The sequence below is a fragment of the Motilibacter deserti genome (assembly GCF_011250635.1).
Taxonomy (GTDB): Bacteria; Actinomycetota; Actinomycetes; order Motilibacterales; family Motilibacteraceae; genus Motilibacter_A; species Motilibacter_A deserti.
Window position 1 is genome coordinate 15,952 of sequence record NZ_JAANNP010000018.1, and the last position, 17,697, is coordinate 33,648.

Sequence of the window (17,697 nt, forward strand, 5' to 3'; positions counted from 1 at the left end):
CCGGATTTGCCGTACTCGTCGTCCCCTTCCCTCCCGTTGTCGCGGCTTCGAGACCGTGTCCGGGCAACAGCCCTCGTGGCGGCGGTCGTGACCGCGCTCGCCGCACCGCTCGTCGGCCCGGGCGCCGCGCCGGCCTCCGCCGCAGCCGCCCCGCCCGACGTCCTCCCCACACCGCAGGAGCTCACCGCCCACGGGGCCGGCGTCGACCTCGAAGGCACCATCACCGTCGTCACGGGACCGGGCACGGACGCCGCCGCCCTGCGTGTCGTGCGGAACGTGCTCGCCGCCGCGGGCGCGGTCGACGTGGACGTCGTCGACGACGTGGCGGCCGCTGCGGACGGCGGCCCCGTCGTCTTCGTCGACGGGACGAGCGACGTTCCCGGTGCCGCGGAGGCCCTGGCCGCGCTCGGTGCGCAAGGAGCGTCAGGCCTTCCCGCCGAGGGCTACGTTCTCGCCGCCGGGCGCGTGTCGAAGCGCGAGCTCGTCGTGCTCGACGGCGCCGACGCGGCCGGCGCGTTCTATGCCGCGCAGACCCTGCGCCAGCTCGTGCGCCGCCACGGCAGCCACGCCACCGTCGACGGCGTGGTCGTCCGCGACTGGCCGGAGCTGCCGCTGCGCGGGGTGATCGAGGGGTTCTACGGCACGCCGTGGTCGCACGCGGCGCGCAAGGACCAGCTCGCGTTCTACGGCCGGCACAAGATGAACATCTACGTGTACTCCCCGAAGGACGACCCCTACCTCCGGGAGCAGTGGCGGGCGCCCTACCCCGCGCCACAGCTCGCCGACATCAGCGACCTGGTGCGGACCGCCGCTGACAACCACGTCGCGTTCACCTACGCGCTCTCTCCCGGGCTGTCGATCTGCTACAGCTCCGAGTCGGACGTGCAGGCATTGATCGCGAAGTTCCAAACGCTCTACGACATCGGTATGCGCGACTTCGCGGTCCCGCTCGACGACATCAGCTACACGACGTGGAACTGCCCTGCGGACCAGGCCCGCTTCGGCACCGGCGGCGGCGCGGCCGGAGCGGCCCAGGCGTACGTGCTCAACCGCGTGCAGCGCGAGTTCATCGAGACGCACGCCGGGGCCACGCCCCTGCAGATGGTGCCGACCGAGTACTACGACCAGGCCGAGACGCCCTACAAGGCCGCGCTGCGCACGCAGCTCGACAGCGACGTCATCGTGGAGTGGACGGGCCAGGGCGTCGTGCCGGGCACGATCACGACCGCGCAGGCCCAGCAGGCGAAGGCGGTGTTCGGCCACCCGGTCCTCGTCTGGGACAACTACCCGGTCAACGACTACGCGACCGACCGGCTGCTGCTGGCTCCCTACACCGGGCGTGAGGCGGGCATCGCCGGCTCGATCCTCGGCATCACCTCGAACCCGATGATCCAGCCGTACGCGTCGAAGACCTCGGTCGCCGGTGTCGGCGACTTCACCTGGAACCCCGACGCCTACGACCCGGAGCAGTCGTGGGCCGCAGCGCTGGACGAGCTCGCCGGGCCTGACGCGGACGTGCGAGAAGCACTGCGCGTGTTCGGAGACCTGAATTGGACCTCCGTCCTCGACACCCGGCAGGCCCCGGTGCTCGCGCCGCGGCTGCAGGAGTTCTGGACCGCGTGGGAGCGCGGTGACTCCTCCGCCGCGGCCGCGGCCGAGCGCCTGCTCGACACCGTGGCCGAGGCTCCGGCCACGCTCCGCGCCGGGATGGCCGACCGCGGGTTCGTGCAGGACGCGGCACCGTGGCTGACGGCGGCCGAGCTGTGGGGACGGGCCGACCTTGCCGCCCTGCAGATGCTCGTCGAGCTGCGCAACGGCCGGGTCGAGCGGTCGATCGAGTCCCGGCAGCGGGCACTCGACCTGGCCGCGCAGGCCGCCGCGGTCGTCTACCAGGGGCTCGGCGGCACCGTGCGCGTCCACGTCGGCGACGGCGTGCTCGACACGTTCGTCCAGCAGGCCGTGGCCGAGCACGACCGCGCCCTCGCCCTGCGGGCGGTCCGGCCGAGCGTCTCGACCAACCTGCCGACCTATCAGAGCTACGTCCCGGCCAACATGGCCGACGGCAACCCGGACACGTGGTTCTGGAGCAGCCGGGCGGTCGCGAACGGCGACTACGTCGGGGTCGACCTCGGGTCCGTCCGCGAGGTGTCCGGCGTCACCGTGCTCATGGCGAAGGCGACGAGCCCGCGCGACTTCATCCAGAACGGCGTGCTCGAGTACTCGGTCAACGGCACGACGTGGACGCCCGTGCGGACTCTCGTCGACACCGCCGAGGCCACCGCGACGCTGCCCGCCGGGACGAGCGCGCGCTACGTCCGGGTGCGCGCGACCGCCGCGCAGTCCGAGTGGCTCGTGGTCCGCGAGCTGACGGTCACGAGCGCGACCCCGACCTCGCCCACGGTCACCTCCGGCCCCGCGCCGGCGGCAGGCTCCTCCCTCGGCGCCGCGGCGGACGGCGACCTCACGACGGCGTACGCGGCGGCGGGCTCGGCGAAGGGCGCGGCCCCGCTCGTGGTGACGCTGCCCGCCGCCCGGCCGCTGTCCCGCGTCGGTGTGGTCGCGGACGCCGCGGCGACGGTCGAGGTCCGCAGCAACGGGGCCTGGCGGGCCGTCGGCAGCCTGTCGCGCGGCTACACCGAGCTCCCCGTCGGTGGCCCGGCGGTCGACGCCCTGCGCCTGGTGTGGGGCTCCACCTCCCGGCCGCCCGTCGTGACCGAGGTCCTGCCGTGGTACGCCGACGTCCCCGCCGTCGCGCTCGCCGGGCCGGCGGACGAGGTGGCGTTCGAGACGGGGTCGACCGCGACGGTGCCGGTATCGGTCACGTCCACCACCCCGGCTGCCGTGGCCGGCACGCTCTCGGCGGCCGCCCCCGCCGGCCTCACGGTCACACCGGCGAGCAGCGCCCTGACCGTGCCGCGCGGGGCGTCCGCCACGGTGGCGCTGACAATCGCCGGGGCGGCCGGGACGTACGACGTGCCCGTCACCTTCACGCCCTCGGGCGGGACGCCGGTCACCACGACCGTCCGCGTCTCCGTCCATCCGCGGGTGACGGCGACGAACGTCGCGCTGGCCTCCGCGGGCACGGTCGCGACCGCGAAGAGCGTGGAGCAGGACCTCCCGCAGTTAGCGGCCCGCTTCGCCAACGACGGCGACACGTCGACCCGGTGGTCGTCGGGCTACGACGACACGGCCTGGCTGCAGCTGCAGTTCGCGGCCCCGCAGCGCGTGGGCAAGGTGGTGCTGCGGTGGGAGGCGTCGCACGCGGAGTCGTACCTGCTGCAGACCTCGGCCGACGGCACGACGTGGTCCACGGCGCGGGCCGTGACGGCGAGCCCGGGCGGCGTCGAGACGCTGTGGCTCGACGGAGCGGAGGTGCGCTACCTGCGCGTGCAGGGCGTCAAGCGGTCGTCGACGTGGGGCTACTCGCTCTGGGAGGTCGAGGCGTACCCCGTCGCCGGCTGAGCGCTCGCAGGGGATGAGCCGCACGCCGTCGGGTGCGGCTCGTCCCCGCGGGGGTCAGCCCCGGCCGAAGGACCGGGCGAGTGCGTCGGCCAGCTCGGCGGCGCCCTCGTCGGGCGTGGCGCCCCGCTCACGCAGCCTGCGCAGCACGTCCCAGACGGGGGCGGCGAGCACTCGCTCGGGCTCGACCGCGGCGTCACGGGCCAGGATCTCCGCCGGCACCTCGCGGACCATCACGTGCTGCTCCACGATGGAGGAGTACGCGTCGGCGAGCGTCGTGTCGCCCGGATCGAGGCCCAGCACGAGCAGCAGCCCGGTCGGCCGCGTGTCGACCGGCACGACGGTCAGGCCGGGACGGTGCTCGGCGAGGACGGGCAGCAGCTTCCAGACGTCGCCGGTCCACGCCTTGCCCACCGGCGTGCGCTGCGCCTCGGCGGCGTTGCGCGGCAGCACGTCGTCGAGGATCACCGCGGACCAGGGCGTGGACAGCGCCTCGGCGTGCAGGAAGTCGCGGAGCACGACCTCGAACAGGTGCAGCCCGTCGAGGAAGGCGAGGTCGTACGGCCGTCCCGCCGTCGGTGCGAGCGGCTCCGGACGGGCGAAGTACTCATCGCTGGTGGTGCGCAGCAGCGCGAGGTCGCCGTCGAGCTCGACGTCGATCGCGAACGCCGGGTCGACGCCCACGCTGCGCGCGCGGGACAGCGCCAGGCTGCGGCCGTCGCGCACGCCGACCTCGAGGTAGGTCGCGGGCCGGAGGCGGTCGTGGACCCCCCGGAGGAACTCCGTGTAGAACATGATGTCCTTTCCGCGGCTGCGCCCGACCCTACCCAGCGGGCGCCCGGAGGCCCGGCGAAGGGACGCGTACGTGGCGGTCAAGGTCAGCGTCGTGGTGCCGGTGCACAACCCGGGCGACCGGATCCTGCGCGTCATGAGATCGCTCGACCGGCAGACGCTGCCGGCCGACGAGTTCGAGGCGATCCTCGTCGACGACGGGTCGACCGACGGGACCGCCGAGCGGCTCGGACGCATCGCGGCGCACCGGCCGTACGTCCGGCTCGCCCGGCTCGAGGGGTCGGGGTGGCCCAGCTGGCCGCGCAACCTCGGGATCGAGCTGGCCAGTGGCGAGTACGTGCTCTTCATGGACCACGACGACGAGCTCGGCGACGACGCGCTGCGCCGCGCGTACGACTACGCGGTGGCGAACGGCTCGGACGTCGTGATCGGCAAGGAGGTGGCCGTCGGGCGCTCCGCCCTGGACTCGCGGATGTTCCGGCACAACGTCGCCCGCGCGTCGATCCTCGAGCACCGGCTGCTCGACCTGCTCACGGTGCACCGGCTCTTCCGCCGGGAGTTCCTCCTCGCGCACCGCATCCGCTTCCCCGAGCGCGTCGGCCTGCTCGAGGACCACCCCTTCGCCCTCAAGAGCTTCCTCGAGGCCGACGTGGTCTCGATCCTCGCGGACTACCCGGTCTACAAGTGGATCGTCTCGGACGAGAACAACTCGCGCCAGACCCCGCAGACCGAGACCTACTTCGCCAACATCCGCGAGTGCCTGGACCTGGTGGAGTCGCACACGTCGCCGGGCCCGGAGCGCGACGCCATGATGCTGCGCTGGCTGCAGGGCTCGGTGGCCGGCAGCATCGGGCCGCGCATGCTGACCCGACCCGAGGGCCACTGGCGCGAGTGGGTCGACGCCGTACGGACGATTCTGGAAGAGCGCTTCCCCCGTCGGCTCGACGAGCTGGCCGCGCCCATGCACCGGCTGCGGCTCGCCGTCGGCCGGGCCGGGGACCTCGACGCCGTGCTCGCGCTCGCGCGCTTCGAGCAGGGCAGCGCGGTGCGGGCCGAGGCGTCGTCGTACGTGTGGGTGGACGGCGCCCTGCAGGTGCGCGCCCGCGGCGTCCTGCTCGACGCGTCCGGCGCACCGATGGCGTTCGAGCGCGCCGGCGAGCGCGTGGTCCGGCGCCTTCCCGCAGAGCTCGCGGCGTACGCCCCCGACGGGCTGCTCGACGTGACGTCCGCCGTCGAGGCCGCCGCCGCCGAGCTCAAGCTGCGCCACCGTGACAGCCGGGTGGAGTGGTACGTCCCCGGCACGTCGAGCGCACGCCTGGAGCAGGTGGACGGGCGGCTCGCGCTCGTGGCCGAGTGCACGTCGGAGGTCGACCCCGCGGTCGCGGCCCTGGGCGCCCCGCTCGAGCCGGGGGTGTGGGACGTCGTCTTCTGGATGCAGGCGCTGGGCTACGACCTACGCCCTCGGCTGGCCGCCGCCCCGGCCCGCCCCGCGCCGGCGCTCGTCGACGGCGAGCAGCTGGTGGCGTACCGGACCAAGGACGGGAGGCTCGCGCTCGACGTCGGCGCGACCGTGCGCACGCTCGTGGGGTCCGCCCGCCCCACGCCCGACGACGCGACGGTGCGGCCCGGGCCGGACGGCTCGCTGCTGAGGCTCGCGCTGCCGCGGGTGCACGTGCGCGGGCAGGCGTCGGTCCCGGGCGGCCTGGCGCTGGAGGCGGCGATCCTCGAGGGCTCGGTCGAGCTGCCGGCCCGGCTCGTCGCCGACGCGGGCGACGCGCGGGTCGAGGCCTACGTCACCGCCCTGGCCGGGCGCTACGGGCTGCGCGCCACGTTCGGCGAGGGGCCGACGACGCAGCCGTTCCTCGATCTCGAGGCGGCGGACGACGGGACGTACGCGCTGGTGCCCGTCGCTTCGCCGGACGCGAAGCCCGCCGCGGTGGGAGCCGCGCTCGCGCAGCGTCCGGCACCGCAGGCGATCCCCGTCGGGCGGCGGCCGGTGCTGGGCGGCCCTGTCCTCAGGCGGGTGCGCCGGCTGGGCGGGAGGTGAGGCTGCGGGGCCTGGGCGATCTGACCAGGCCCGGGCTCACGCCTGGATCCGCGCAGTTGTGGAGTGCGACGCTCGCCAGAGCGGGCTCCACGACCCCGACGCCACACCTGACGACGACCGCCGTCAGCGCGAGCGCAGCGCCTTGACCTGGCGCAGGCCCTGCTTGACCGTCCGGGTGGCCGTACGCCGCAGCTCGCGCCGCCGCGCGCGGTAGATCGTCGGGCGCTCGAGCGCCTCGGTCATCTCGACCCGCGCCCGCTCGCGGGAGACCCACGGCCGGCGGGACCGTCGCAGGGAGCCCCAGACCGGCGAGCGGAGCAGCTTCTCCGGCGCGAGTGCGCCCTCGCGGTTGAGGATCGCGGGCGGCACGTCCTGCGGGTCGTCCACGACGTACTTCTCGACGATCTCGTCGTAGTGGTCGGTGAGGACCGTGTTGTCGGGGTCGAGCCCGGTCACGAGCAGCAGCCCCGTGGGGCCGGTGTCGACGAGCAGGAGCGTCAGGTCGGGACGGTACTGCCGCAGCACCTCGACGATCTTGTAGACGTCGCCGGTCCAGACGCGGGTGTGGCGGTCACGGGCCGCCTCGTCGACCTTGCGCGGGAAGATGTCGTCGAAGACCACGACGCTGCTCGGGCTCGAGCAGCGCTCGACGTTGATGAAGTCGCGCAGCGCGAACTCGAACAGGTGCATGCCGTCGATGAACGCGAGGTCCGCGGGCGCCCCGTGGAAGGGCGCGAGCGGGTCCGGACGGGAGAAGTACTCATCGCTCGTCGTCTTGAACAGCGCGACGTCGCACGTGATGGGGCACTTGATGGCGAAGTCGGGGTCGATGCCGATCGACTTCGACCGCGACAGCGCGAGGCTGTCACCGGCGCGGACTCCGACCTCGAGGTACGTCGCCGGCCGCAGCGCCTCGTGCAACCGCCCGAGGAACTCCAGGTAGGGCATCTGGCCGGCCACGAGGCCTCCCGCATATCGATGGTGCTGGCTGTGTTCGCGTGCAAGGAAACGGCCGCAGAACGGCCGGGAAACGTGCCGCGACGCTAACCCGCGCCCCGCTACGGCAGCAAGGCGGCGCGCGTCAACGCCCTGTTACTACGGACGCCGCCTCAGCGGGCGGGCCACCGGGCCGCGATCGACTTCGCCCGCGCGTAGTCCTCGGGCGAGTCGACCTCGACCCAGTCGACCTTCCCGATGGGGGCGGTCCGAACCTCGCCGCCGCGGTCCACCAGCTCCTGGAACCCGTCCTCGTAGTACAGCCCCGGGTCGCGCTTCCACGTCGTCTCGAGCGCGTCGGCGAGCGCACCCGCCACGGCCGGCTCGATCACCGTGACGCCGATGTACTCCCCGTGCGCGCTCTCGGCCGGCATGAGCTTGGTGATCCGCTCGAGCCGCCCGTCGGCGGCGAGGACGACCTTCATCTCCTCCTCGCCGAGCTTCTTCTCGGTGTCCGTGGCGAGCAGCAGCTGCGGCCCGCGCGCGGCGAGCACCCGCTCCTCGACCACCGGCGGGTGGACGGTGTCGCCGTTCACCAGCAGCACGCCCTGCTCGAACTGCTCCCGAGCGACCCAGAGGGAGTAGCAGTTGTTCCACTCGAGGGCCTTCTCGTTGAAGATCAGCCGCAGCTTCAGGCCGTGGCGCTCCTCCAGCCGGGGCACCTGCTCCTCGATGCGCTCCGCCGCGTAGCCCGTGACGACCGCGACCTCGTCCAGGCCGGCCGCGCGCAGGTTCGCGAGCGTCGAGTCCAGGATCGACTGCCCGTCACGCACCTCGAGCAGCGTCTTCGGCAGCTTGGCCGTCAGCTCACCCAGCCGGCTTCCCCAGCCCGCCGCGAGTACCAGCCCGATCATGCGTCTCCCTCGTCGTGCTCTCCGGACCCCTCGGCCGCGGTGGACCCCTCGCGGGCAGCGGCTCGTGCCGTACGCGCGTCCCGGCCCTCGCGGTTCGGGCGCAGCCAGCCTGCGGTGCTCTCCCCGACGTACAGCACGCCCAGGACCGCCGCCGCGACCGCAGCCCCCATACCCAGCCCGCCGACCCCGACGAGCAGGCAGGCCAGCAGCAGCCGGACGTCCCAGCCGCCGCCGGCGAGCCGCAGCCACGTCGGCGGGGCGACGCGGCGGTGCCGCAGCCGGTAGACCGTGTCGTAGTGGTGGAAGGCGAGCGCCGCGAGCAGCGCGTAGGCCGCGGGCTGCGCCGCCGGGTCCACCACCGCGACGACCCGGGCGAGCGTGAAGTACTCCACCGCCCGCAGGAGCGGCGGGATCACCCAGTCCAGCTTCGACACGTGCGAGCGCCCGGCGGCCGCTCCGGCGGTGAGGACGTACCAAGCGACCGCGACCGGGAGCGGCCAGCCGTCGACGGCGCCGCGGTCGAGCAGGACGAGGACGAGCGGCAGCGCGCCGGCCAGCGTGAGCAGCACCGGCGCGGCAGGCGCGGACGCGAGCGGGCCGCGGGCCGCGCGGGCCAGCGCGCCGGTGATCGCTCCGTCGTCGCGGTAGGAGTCGAGGACGCTGCTCATCGGGCCACCGACCGGAGGATCTTGCCGAGGGTGCTGTACGCGGCGGCGAGCCCGCCCCACCACAGCAGCGCCAGGAAGGTGACGCGTGGGGTCCAGAAAGCCGCGGTGACCGAGATCAGCGCGAAGCGCTCGCCGATCGGCAGCACGAAGATCTTCTTCGCCCAGCGTGCCGCCTTGGCACGCTCGGTCCGTCGCGACAGCCGGACGGCCGCCTTGCCGACGCGGACGTGCAGCGGCAGTGCGGGCCGCTCGGGCTCGAGGGCCGCGTCGTGCTCCGCCTCCGCGGCGACGTCACCCGCCGGCACCGCGGGCGAGGGCGTGGCAGGCAGCGGCGCGGGCGGCCCGGAGACCGCGACCGGCGCGCCTACGGCGGCGGCGACAGGCACGTCGTCGGGGTCCACGACACCGCGCGCCGCCGCCGACTCGGTCGGGTCGACCGGGTCGTCCGGGCCGGCAGGCGCCTCGTCGGGGGCGACGAGCACGTCGGCGCTCTGCGCGAGCGGGAGGCGCGGAGCCTGCGCGATCGCCTGGTGCGCGCCCGCGGCGTACGAGAAGTCCACCGCGTGCCGCACGGTCTGCAGTGTGATGGCGGCGCAGGCCAGCGCCCACACGTCGTCGTCCCACCCGCGCGAGGCGCCGAGGGCCAGGCCGACGAAGACGAGGTACTCCTTGCCGCGGTCGAAGACGGAGTCGAGCCAGGCGCCGAGCGAGGAGAACTGCCGGGTGTAGCGCGCGAGCTGGCCGTCGACGCAGTCGAAGGTGAACGCCAGCTGGAGCAGCACGGCGCCGGCGACCATCCCCCACCGCTCTCCGGTCGCGAAGGCCGCGGCCGCGAGCGCCCCGAGGGCCATCGAGAAGGTCGTCACCGCATTGGGGGTCAGCCCGAGGCGGGCGGTCCAGCGCGCGATGTAGCGGGAGTAGGGGCTGACGAAGAAGGTGGTGAAGAAGCCGTCCGAGCCCTTCACCGCCGCGGCCAGCATCAGCCGCTCCTCGTCGTAGCCGGGCAGCGCCTCGGCCGCCGCCTGCGCCGCCGCGGCGTCGAGCGGGCGCGCCCAGAAGAAGCCGCGCAGCGCGCTGTTGGCGATCTGCACCCCGGACCGGACCAGGCCGACCAGGCAGAGCGAGGCCGCGTCCTCGCGCAGCGCCCGGGCCCGGCGGGCGAGCTCCGCGCCGGCCTCCGCGCTGATCGGGGCCTCGGCCGGGCCCTCCTCCGTCGGCGGCAGGCCGAGCTCGGCGGCCGCCCGACGGGCGAGGATCTGGTGCCACCGCTCGGTGCGGGCGGTGAGGGTCTCCTCCCACTCCGGCGGCGGCGCCGCCGCCAGCGTCGCCAGCTCGGCGGTGGACGCCGCGAGCGCGGCGAGATCGTCCGGGTGCACCTTCAGCACGCCGAGGAAGCGGCTCGTCGGCTGGCGGGTGGAGTGGAACGGCGAGGCCGCGCTGACCAACCGGCCGCGGACGGACCGGGTACGCGGCGCCCACGGCCGCGCGAGCGCGCCCCCGCCGGACAGCACGCCGGTGCGTACGCGCGGGTCGGCGAGCAGGCCGGCGAGCGAGTCGCGCTGCAGCACGACGTCGCCGAGGGCGAGGAGCAGCGCGTCGTCCCGCTCGGTCGCGAGCGCGCTCACCGTCCGCAGGTCGGCGGCGAGGTCCTCGGACGCGAGGACGCGGACGTCGGCGAGCCCGTGCACCGCGGAGACGCAGCCGGCCTCCCAGCCGGGCCGGGTGATGACGTGCACCGGCCGCGCCTGCAGCGAGGCCAGCTGCTCGACCAGCCGGCGCAGCACCGTGGCGCTGCCGAGCGGGAGCAGGGCGGCCGCGCCGCCGTCGTCGGTGGGCGCGGTCGCGAACACGACGGCCCCGACGGGGGCCGACACCCGTCCACCCGCCGCTGCCACCGTCGCCGCACCCTTCCGCCGGACACCTGTCGTTCGCCGCCCGGACCATTGTCCGGCCAGCGAACGATGCCATGCCCGGCTCCCCCTGCCCTGCAGGGGAGGGCCGACCGGGCGGGTCAGCCGCCGGAGCTGATGTAGCCGATCAGCTGCTCGCGCTCGGACTCCAGCTCGTCCATGCGCGTCTTCACCACGTCGCCGATGCTGACGATGCCGACGAGGGCGCCGTCGGCGAGCACGGGGATGTGGCGTACGCGGCGCTCGGTCATCTGGGCCATGAGCCGGTCGAGCGTGTCCCCCGGCGCCGCGACCGTGAGGTCCGTCGTCATGATCTCGCGCACCGGGGCGTTGAGCACCTCAGGCCCGCGCGCAGCCAGCGTGCGGACGACGTCGCGCTCGGAGGCGACGCCCACGATGTCCATGCCGTCGTCGGTGACGAGCACGGCGCCGATGTTGTGCTCGGTGAGCGTGGCCAGCAGGCCGTGGACGGTGAGGTCGGGTGGGACGGTCACGACGGAATTGCCTTTGTGGTGGAGCACATCGCGGACGTGCATGGCGCCTCCTGGGGCGTGCGTCCAGCCGAGCCGTGCTTGGGAATGTAGTGGCCCGGGGGCGCGGTGAACAGCGGGCGGAATGCGAGGACCGGCCGCAGCCGCTACCTTCGCGCGGGCCCTCAGGTCGGAGCCCGCGCCGCCGATTGTCGTATGTCGCGGGTGGAACGAGGAGAGTCGTGAACGAGATTTCGCAGATCCTGGCGAGCGGGGACGTCCGGAGCGTCTTCCAGCCGATCGTCGACCTCGAGAGCGGCGCCGTCGTCGCGTACGAGGCGCTGGCGCGCGGGCCGCACGGCCCGCTCGAGCGCCCCGACCTGCTCTTCGCGGCCGCCCGGGCCGAGGGCCGGCTCGCCGAGCTCGACGAGCTCTGCCGCCGCCGCGCCCTCGAGGGCGCAGTGCAGGCCGGTGTCGTGCTGCCGCTGACGCTGTTCGTCAACGTCGAGCCGGAGATCCTCGACACCGCGCCGCTCGAGGAGCTGCTCGCGCTCAGCGACGGCGCGCCCGGCGGGATGCAGGTCGTCCTCGAGATCACCGAGCGGGCCATCGGCACCCGTCCCGCGGAGCTGCTGGCGACCGTCACCCGGCTGCGCGAGGCGGGCTGGCGCATCGCCCTCGACGACGTCGGCGCCGACGACCTGTCCCTCGCCTTCATGCCGCTGCTGCGCCCGGACATCGTCAAGCTCGACCTGCGCCTCGTCCAGCAGCGCCCCGGCCCCGCGGTCGCCGAGATCATGAACGCGGTCAACGCGTACGCCGAGCGCACCGGCGCGCTGGTCCTCGCCGAGGGCATCGAGGACGAGAAGCACCTCGCCGTCTCCCGCGCGCTCGGGGCACGCCTGGGACAGGGCTGGATGTTCGGCCGCCCCTCGCCCACGTTGGTCACGACCCTCCCGGTCGGCGGTCTCGAGCTCCCGCCGGCGGTCGAGGCGGAGACCCACGTCTCGCCGTTCGCGTGCCTGCCCGAGTCGACCCCGCTGCGCCGGTCGAGCAAGCCGCTGCTCATCGAGGTCAGCAAGCACCTCGAGCGCGAGGCGCTGCGCTTCGGCTCCACCTGCATGGTCGTCGCCGCGTTCCAGGAGGCGAAGCACTTCACCCCCTCGACCACCGCGCGCTACCGCGAGCTCGCCGAGCGGACCGGCTTCGTCGCCGCCATCGGCCAGGGCCTGTCCTCGGAGCCGGCGGCGGGCGTACGCGGCGCCGACCTGCTCGCCGACGACCCCGTGCGCGGTGAGTGGAACATCGCCGTGCTCTCCCCGCACTTCGCCGCCGCCCTGCTCGCCCGCGACCTCGGCGACCGCGGCCCGGACCTGGAGCGCACGTTCGAGTTCGCGCTCACCTACGACCGCGACGTGGTCGCCGACGCGGCCGCCGCCCTGATGGCGCGCGTCCTGCCGCAGGACCCGGCGGCGGTGGAGGCACTGCGCGCGAGCACGGCCCTCGCGGGGCACGCCGGCGACCCGGCACACGCCCGCGCGTCGCAGTCCGCCCGCCGGACGGACTCGGAGCGGACCCTGCGCCGTGCCCTCGCCGCCACCGCGAACGGCGTCACCATCTCCGACGTCACCCGCCCCGACCAGCCCCTGATCTACGTCAACACCGCGTTCGAGAAGCTCTCCGGCCTGCGCGCCGAGGACGTCATCGGGCTCAACTGCCGATTCCTGCAGGGCCCGGACACGGACGCGGCGGCGGTCGCGCGGCTGCGCGCGGCCATCGCCGAGGGCCGCGAGGTCCGCGAGACGATGCTCAACTACCGCGGCCCGGAGCGGACGCCGTGGTGGAACGAGATCTACCTCGCGCCGGTCTTCGACGAGAGCGGCCGTGTCGTGCAGTACATCGGCGTGCAGAACGACGTCACCGCCCGGGTCGAGGCCGAGTCCCGGCTGCAGCGCGAGCGCGAGCGCGCCGAGGCGTACGCCGCGGAGATCGAGCAGCTCGCGTGGCGCGACCCGCTGACGGGCGTGCTCAACCGGCGCCGGGTGCAGGAGGCGCTCGAGGGCACCGTCCTGCACGCGCAGATGAGCGAGACGGGCGCGGCGCTGCTCTACCTCGACCTCGACGGCTTCAAGCCGGTCAACGACCGCTTCGGCCACGCGGCCGGCGACGAGCTGCTGCGCGTCACCGCCGAGCGGCTGAAGGCGCGCCTGCGCCGCGGTGACCTCGTGGCGCGGTTGGGCGGCGACGAGTTCCTCGTGATCCTGCCCGGGCTCGACCAGGCCTCGGCGGGCGAGGAGGGCCGTCGCGTGGCCGCCGAGCTCAGCCGCCTGCTCAGCGAGCCGGTGTCCACCCCGCGCGGCGAGGTGCGCGTCACCGCGAGCATCGGGGTGAGCTCCTTCCCGGCCGACGGCGCGGAGTTCGACCAGCTGCTGCACGCCGCGGACAGCCGGATGTACGAGGTGAAGTCCGCGCACAAGGGCCGCTGACGCCGCGCGCTGTCCTCCGCCTGCGCGTCCATGCGCGCCAGCTCCTCCGGCGTCACGGTCGTCATCACATGCGGGCGGAGTGGAAGCTGAAGCGCTCGGGCGCCAGCTGCTCGCGGCGCGCGAAGAGCTCGGGCAGCTCGGTCTCCATCGTCGTGTTCGAGCTGGGGACGAGCAGGCCCACCCGCCGTCGCGTCACGCCTGCACCAGCCCGTAGTCGCGCTGCTGCAGGCGGGTCGCCGCGCCCGGCCCGAGGACGACGTCGTAGCCGAGCGGCGCGAGGACGGCGCGTACGCGCTCCACCGGCAGCGAGCCGTGGCGCTCGACGATCAGCCGCACCCGGCCGTCCGGGCCGGAGCCGGCCGTGCGGTGGAACGCGACGATCGTCGTGGACACGGGGTCGTGGTGCGGGTAGCGGGCACGAGCGGCCGCCTCGTCCCGGTGGGCCAGGAGCAGGAACCGCGGGTCGCCGCCGAACTCGGCCGCGAGCGCGTCCCCGCGAAAGTGCGCCGGCTCGTCGGACGCCCCGGACAGGTGGCGCGAGCGGTTCGCCGAGGTGATGTAGAGCAGGTCGGCGTCGGCGGCCGTGAGGCAGGACGCGAGGAACTCGTTGCTGGGGCAGGCATGGCCGGGGGCGATGACCTGGGCCGTGCGCACCCACCCCTCGTGCTGCGTCAGGTGGTCGGGCACGTCGCTCGCCGCCGGTCCACGGAATCCGAAGGGTCCTTCGGCGAAGAGTGCATCCATGATCTCGAGTACGTCGTGGCGGGCGAGCCCGGGAGGCAGCCGTGACCAGTCGTAGACGAAGGGGATGCGCGACGGCGTCGTGGTGATGCTTCCGACCTGCCCGATCGGCCTGCCCTTGAGCAGGTTCACCGACCGCACGGTCTCGGCGTCGGGCCGGGTGGTGATGGCGTAGAAGTTCGCGAAGGCGTGCGCCACGATGCCGCCCGCGGCCAGGGCCCGGGCCGCGATGGCGCGGTGCGCCTCCTCGTCCAGGAGCAGCGTCGTGTGCCGTGCGGCGGACCGCGGCGGCGGCAGTGGAGCCACGGGGAGCCGGGCGGTCGCTGCCGCCGCGGGGGTGTCGGACATGGTGCGCTCCCTCGTCGTGGGCGCCTCCTGCGCGGCACCCTCGCCGGAGCAGAGACGGCTCCCCCGGGCGCGAGATACACGCTGCGGCGGCGTGGTCCGCCCGACGGCGCCGTCGACCCGACGGTCGGCCTCGGCACGCTGGCCGATCCCTTGCCGAACGCCTTACTCCCGTCAACCCCGCTTTGCTCCCGCGACAACGGGAGCAAGGCAGTGTCGGCGGGAGCAATGTGCGCCTCAGCGGCGGAGCGGGTCGGCGGGAGCGGGCGCCACGAGGGATCGGTTGCCTGAGGTGCAGGACCCGCAGCCTAGGGGTAGAGCCGGGGGCGTGAACGGCCCCCACCTCTCGACGATCGAGACGAAGATCCCGGCCCGGCTCGACCGGCTCCCCTGGTCGCGCTTCCACTGGCTGGTACTGGTCGGCCTCGGGACGGTGTGGATCCTCGACGGCCTGGAGGTGACGGTCGTCGGCTCGGTCGCCTCCCGCATGACGGAGGACGGCAGCGGCATCGCCATCTCCACCGGACAGATCGGCACGGCGGCCGCGTTCTACGTCGCGGGCGCCTGCGTCGGGTCGCTCTTCTTCGGCCAGCTGACGGACCGGTGGGGCCGCAAGAAGCTCTTCCTCATCACGCTCGGCCTCTACCTCGCCGCGACCGGCGCGACCGCGTTCGCCTGGACGCCCTGGTACTTCTACCTGGCCCGCTTCTTCACCGGCGCGGGGATCGGCGGGGAGTACGCCGCGATCAACTCGGCCATCGACGAGCTCATCCCCGCCCGGCTGCGCGGCCGTGTGGACCTGCTCGTCAACGGCTCCTACTGGCTGGGAGCGGCCGGCGGGTCGGCTCTCGTCCTGCTGCTGCTGGACACCGGGATCTTCCCGCGCGCGGTCGGATGGCGGCTCGCCTTCGTGCTCGGCGTCGTGCTCGGCGCCGTGATCCTGGTCGTGCGCCGCCACGTGCCCGAGAGCCCGCGGTGGCTGTTCATCCACGGCCGCGAGGACGAGGCCGAGCGCATCGTCGGCGGCATCGAGTCCGAGGTCGAGCAGGGCACGGAGCGGCGGCTGGGGGACGTCGAGAAGTCCATCCGGGTGCGGCAGCGCGAGCGGATCCCGTTCCGCGTCATCGCGCAGACGGCGTTCCAGAAGTACCCCCGGCGCGCGGTGCTGGGGCTCGCGCTCTTCATCGGGCAGGCCTTCCTCTACAACGGGATCACGTTCAACCTCGGCGGCGTCTTCACGACCTTCTTCGACGTCGACTCGGGCCGGGTGCCGGTCTTCCTCATCGTGTACGCGGTGGGGAACGTGCTCGGGCCGGTGCTGCTCGGCCCGTTGTTCGACACCGTGGGCCGCAAGCCGATGGTGACCGTGTCGTACCTCGGGTCTGCCGCCGTCGGCGTCGTGATGGCACTGCTGTTCGGCAACGGCTCGCTGACCGAGTGGACGTTCCTCGCCCTTCTCGTCGCCACCTTCTTCCTCGCCTCGGCCGGGGCGAGCGCGGCATACCTCACGGTCAGCGAGATCTTCCCGATGGAGACGCGGGCGCTGGCCATCGCGTTCTTCTACGCGATAGGGACCGCAATCGGCGGCATCACGGGACCGCTGCTGTTCAGCCGGCTCATCGAGAGCGGCGACCTGCGGCAGGGAGCGCTCGCCTTTTTGATCGGCTCGGCCGTGATGGCCGTCGGCGGGCTGGCCGAGCTGTTCCTCGGCGTCAAGGCCGAGCGCAAGTCGCTCGAGGACGTGGCCGAGCCGCTCACCTCCACCTAAACCGGCCCGACTGCCCCGGGCAGGGCCGCGCCCATCACCGGTCGGGGCCGCCCGACCGGCGCTGCCGCTCCGTGCACGCGACGTCGCTATAGGTGCTCCGGTGAACCGTTCGGGCCGTCGCGGCGTATCCCGGGTATGAGGTGTGCGCAGGAGCTCCCGCGCGCGGCCGGTCGTGAGTAGCCTCGCGGCCGTGAGGGCGCGCGACGAGGACCTGCTGCGCGCGCTGCACGAGGAGCACGGCGCCGCGCTCTGGTCCTACGTGGTGGGGCTGACGGCAGGGGACGGCGCGCGGGCGCAGTACGTGGTGGAGCAGACGATCCTGCGGGCCTGGCGCAGCCCCGAGCTGCTCTCCCGGCCGGGGCTGTCCGCGCGGGGCTGGCTCTTCTCCACGGCCCGCCACCTGCTCGACACCGACCACGCGCACGCGCGGCGCGGCCCGGGGGCGCACGTCGCGGCGCTCCGCGTCCCGGCGGCGGCCCGCCCCTCTGGAGACGCCGCGCCCGGCCGCCCGGACCGGCAGCTGGTGCTCGCCGCGCTGCGCGAGCTGGCGCCCGAGCACCGCGAGGTCCTCGTCGAATGCCACTTCGCCAACGCCTCGGTCGGGCAGGCCGCCGACCGGCTCGGCCTTCCTCCGGACGCCGTGAAAGCGCGCATCCGGGACGCGCTGCACGCGCTGCGCCGCGCGGTCACCGAGCTCGGGGGCCTGGCGTGAACGCGACCGACCCCTTCGAGCTCGATGACGGGGCGTACGTCCTCGGCGCGCTCTCGGCCTCCGAGCGTGCCGCGTTCGAGACCCATCTGCTGACCTGCGCGGACTGCCGGGAGCGCGTCCGGCAGGCCCGGGCGGCGAGCAGCATGCTCGACGGGCTGCGCGTCAGCGACCTCGTCGCTCCGGCGCCGCCCCCGGCCGCCACCAGCTCCGCGCCGACCGGCACCGGGCGTACGCGCAGAGCGCTGCTCGCCCTCGGCGGCCTCGCAGCGGCAGCGGTCGTCGCGTTCGGCGCCGTGGCCGTCGCGTCGTTCGTCGACGGGGGCTCGCCGGCGACCACGGCGATGACGCCGCTGGTGGACACGCCGGTGCGGGCGGCGGCCGCCCTGGTCCCGAAGCGATGGGGCACCGAGATCGAGGTGGACTGCGAATACCGCACGGTCCCGTCGGAC

14 protein-coding genes are annotated in these 17,697 nt (G+C 74.3%); 6 read left to right on the forward strand and 8 right to left on the reverse strand.

Annotated elements, in window-relative coordinates:
* Positions 1–87 precede the first annotated feature (87 nt).
* The gene (locus G9H71_RS15340; RefSeq protein WP_331273034.1) at positions 88–3,462 is read left to right on the forward strand and encodes a beta-N-acetylglucosaminidase domain-containing protein; all 3,375 of its coding nucleotides are present in this window, start codon (positions 88–90) and stop codon (positions 3,460–3,462) included.
* Positions 3,463–3,516: 54 nt separating this feature from the next.
* On the opposite strand, the gene G9H71_RS15345 is transcribed toward G9H71_RS15340, so the two are convergent.
* Positions 3,517–4,254, reverse strand: a complete 738-nt coding sequence (locus G9H71_RS15345; protein WP_166283383.1) for a class I SAM-dependent methyltransferase — start codon at positions 4,252–4,254, stop codon at positions 3,517–3,519.
* 70 nt (positions 4,255–4,324) lie between these two features.
* Between G9H71_RS15345 and G9H71_RS15350 the strand changes: the two genes are divergently transcribed.
* Positions 4,325–6,298 carry a glycosyltransferase family 2 protein gene (locus G9H71_RS15350; protein WP_166283385.1) on the forward strand — a complete coding sequence of 658 codons (1,974 nt, stop codon included), beginning with the start codon at positions 4,325–4,327 and terminating at the stop codon, positions 6,296–6,298.
* Positions 6,299–6,421: 123 nt separating this feature from the next.
* Here the strand turns inward: G9H71_RS15350 and G9H71_RS15355 are convergent, their stop codons facing one another.
* The 5 genes from G9H71_RS15355 to G9H71_RS15375 all read right to left on the reverse strand — a co-directional run bounded on the left by G9H71_RS15355 (position 6,422) and on the right by G9H71_RS15375 (position 11,262).
* Positions 6,422–7,258: a class I SAM-dependent methyltransferase gene (locus G9H71_RS15355; protein WP_166283387.1), complete on the reverse strand. Its 837-nt coding sequence runs from the start codon at positions 7,256–7,258 to the stop codon at positions 6,422–6,424.
* Positions 7,259–7,407: 149 nt separating this feature from the next.
* Entirely contained in the window at positions 7,408–8,148 is a 741-nt protein-coding gene (locus G9H71_RS15360) for a phosphocholine cytidylyltransferase family protein (protein WP_166283389.1), read from the reverse strand.
* The gene (locus G9H71_RS25195) at positions 8,145–8,816 is read right to left on the reverse strand and encodes a DUF5941 domain-containing protein (RefSeq protein ID WP_166283391.1); all 672 of its coding nucleotides are present in this window, start codon (positions 8,814–8,816) and stop codon (positions 8,145–8,147) included. The genes G9H71_RS15360 and G9H71_RS25195 overlap by 4 nt, the downstream gene beginning before the upstream one ends.
* Positions 8,813–10,690 (reverse strand): CDP-alcohol phosphatidyltransferase family protein, encoded by a 1,878-nt coding sequence (locus G9H71_RS25200; RefSeq protein ID WP_331273035.1) that lies wholly within the window; start codon positions 10,688–10,690, stop codon positions 8,813–8,815. Before G9H71_RS25200 ends, G9H71_RS25195 begins: the two co-directional genes overlap by 4 nt.
* A 137-nt stretch (positions 10,691–10,827) precedes the next feature.
* Positions 10,828–11,262 carry a CBS domain-containing protein gene (locus tag G9H71_RS15375; RefSeq protein ID WP_166283393.1) on the reverse strand — a complete coding sequence of 145 codons (435 nt, stop codon included), beginning with the start codon at positions 11,260–11,262 and terminating at the stop codon, positions 10,828–10,830.
* 176 nt (positions 11,263–11,438) lie between these two features.
* Here G9H71_RS15375 and G9H71_RS15380 point away from each other — a divergent pair, with 176 nt between their 5' ends.
* Complete coding sequence (locus tag G9H71_RS15380) at positions 11,439–13,682, forward strand: diguanylate cyclase (RefSeq protein WP_166283395.1); 2,244 nt, start codon at positions 11,439–11,441, stop codon at positions 13,680–13,682.
* Between the two features lie 64 nt (positions 13,683–13,746).
* On the opposite strand, the gene G9H71_RS24650 is transcribed toward G9H71_RS15380, so the two are convergent.
* Together G9H71_RS24650 and G9H71_RS15385 are read right to left on the reverse strand one after the other, a co-directional pair.
* Entirely contained in the window at positions 13,747–13,878 is a 132-nt protein-coding gene (locus tag G9H71_RS24650; RefSeq protein ID WP_269204695.1) for a hypothetical protein, read from the reverse strand.
* Positions 13,875–14,771, reverse strand: a complete 897-nt coding sequence (locus tag G9H71_RS15385; RefSeq protein WP_231134895.1) for a hypothetical protein — start codon at positions 14,769–14,771, stop codon at positions 13,875–13,877. The genes G9H71_RS24650 and G9H71_RS15385 overlap by 4 nt, the downstream gene beginning before the upstream one ends.
* Positions 14,772–15,096: 325 nt before the next feature.
* Between G9H71_RS15385 and G9H71_RS15390 the strand changes: the two genes are divergently transcribed.
* The 3 genes from G9H71_RS15390 to G9H71_RS15400 all read left to right on the forward strand — a co-directional run.
* Positions 15,097–16,536: an MFS transporter gene (locus G9H71_RS15390; protein WP_331273036.1), complete on the forward strand. Its 1,440-nt coding sequence runs from the start codon at positions 15,097–15,099 to the stop codon at positions 16,534–16,536.
* Positions 16,537–16,726: 190 nt separating this feature from the next.
* Positions 16,727–17,248 (forward strand): sigma factor-like helix-turn-helix DNA-binding protein, encoded by a 522-nt coding sequence (locus G9H71_RS15395; protein WP_166283399.1) that lies wholly within the window; start codon positions 16,727–16,729, stop codon positions 17,246–17,248.
* Positions 17,245–17,697 (forward strand): zf-HC2 domain-containing protein (locus tag G9H71_RS15400; protein WP_166283354.1); only part of this gene is annotated, 453 nt, incomplete at its 3' end. The genes G9H71_RS15395 and G9H71_RS15400, both read left to right, overlap by 4 nt.

Coding starts and splice junctions, on each gene's coding strand:
- G9H71_RS15385 (WP_231134895.1), bottom strand. CDS start 14,771: ATGTCCGACACCCCCGCGGCGGCAGCGACCGCCCGGCTCCCCGTGGCT.
- G9H71_RS15375 (WP_166283393.1), bottom strand. CDS start 11,262: ATGCACGTCCGCGATGTGCTCCACCACAAAGGCAATTCCGTCGTGACC.
- G9H71_RS25195 (WP_166283391.1), bottom strand. CDS start 8,816: ATGAGCAGCGTCCTCGACTCCTACCGCGACGACGGAGCGATCACCGGC.
- G9H71_RS15360 (WP_166283389.1), bottom strand. CDS start 8,148: ATGATCGGGCTGGTACTCGCGGCGGGCTGGGGAAGCCGGCTGGGTGAG.
- G9H71_RS15345 (WP_166283383.1), bottom strand. CDS start 4,254: ATGTTCTACACGGAGTTCCTCCGGGGGGTCCACGACCGCCTCCGGCCC.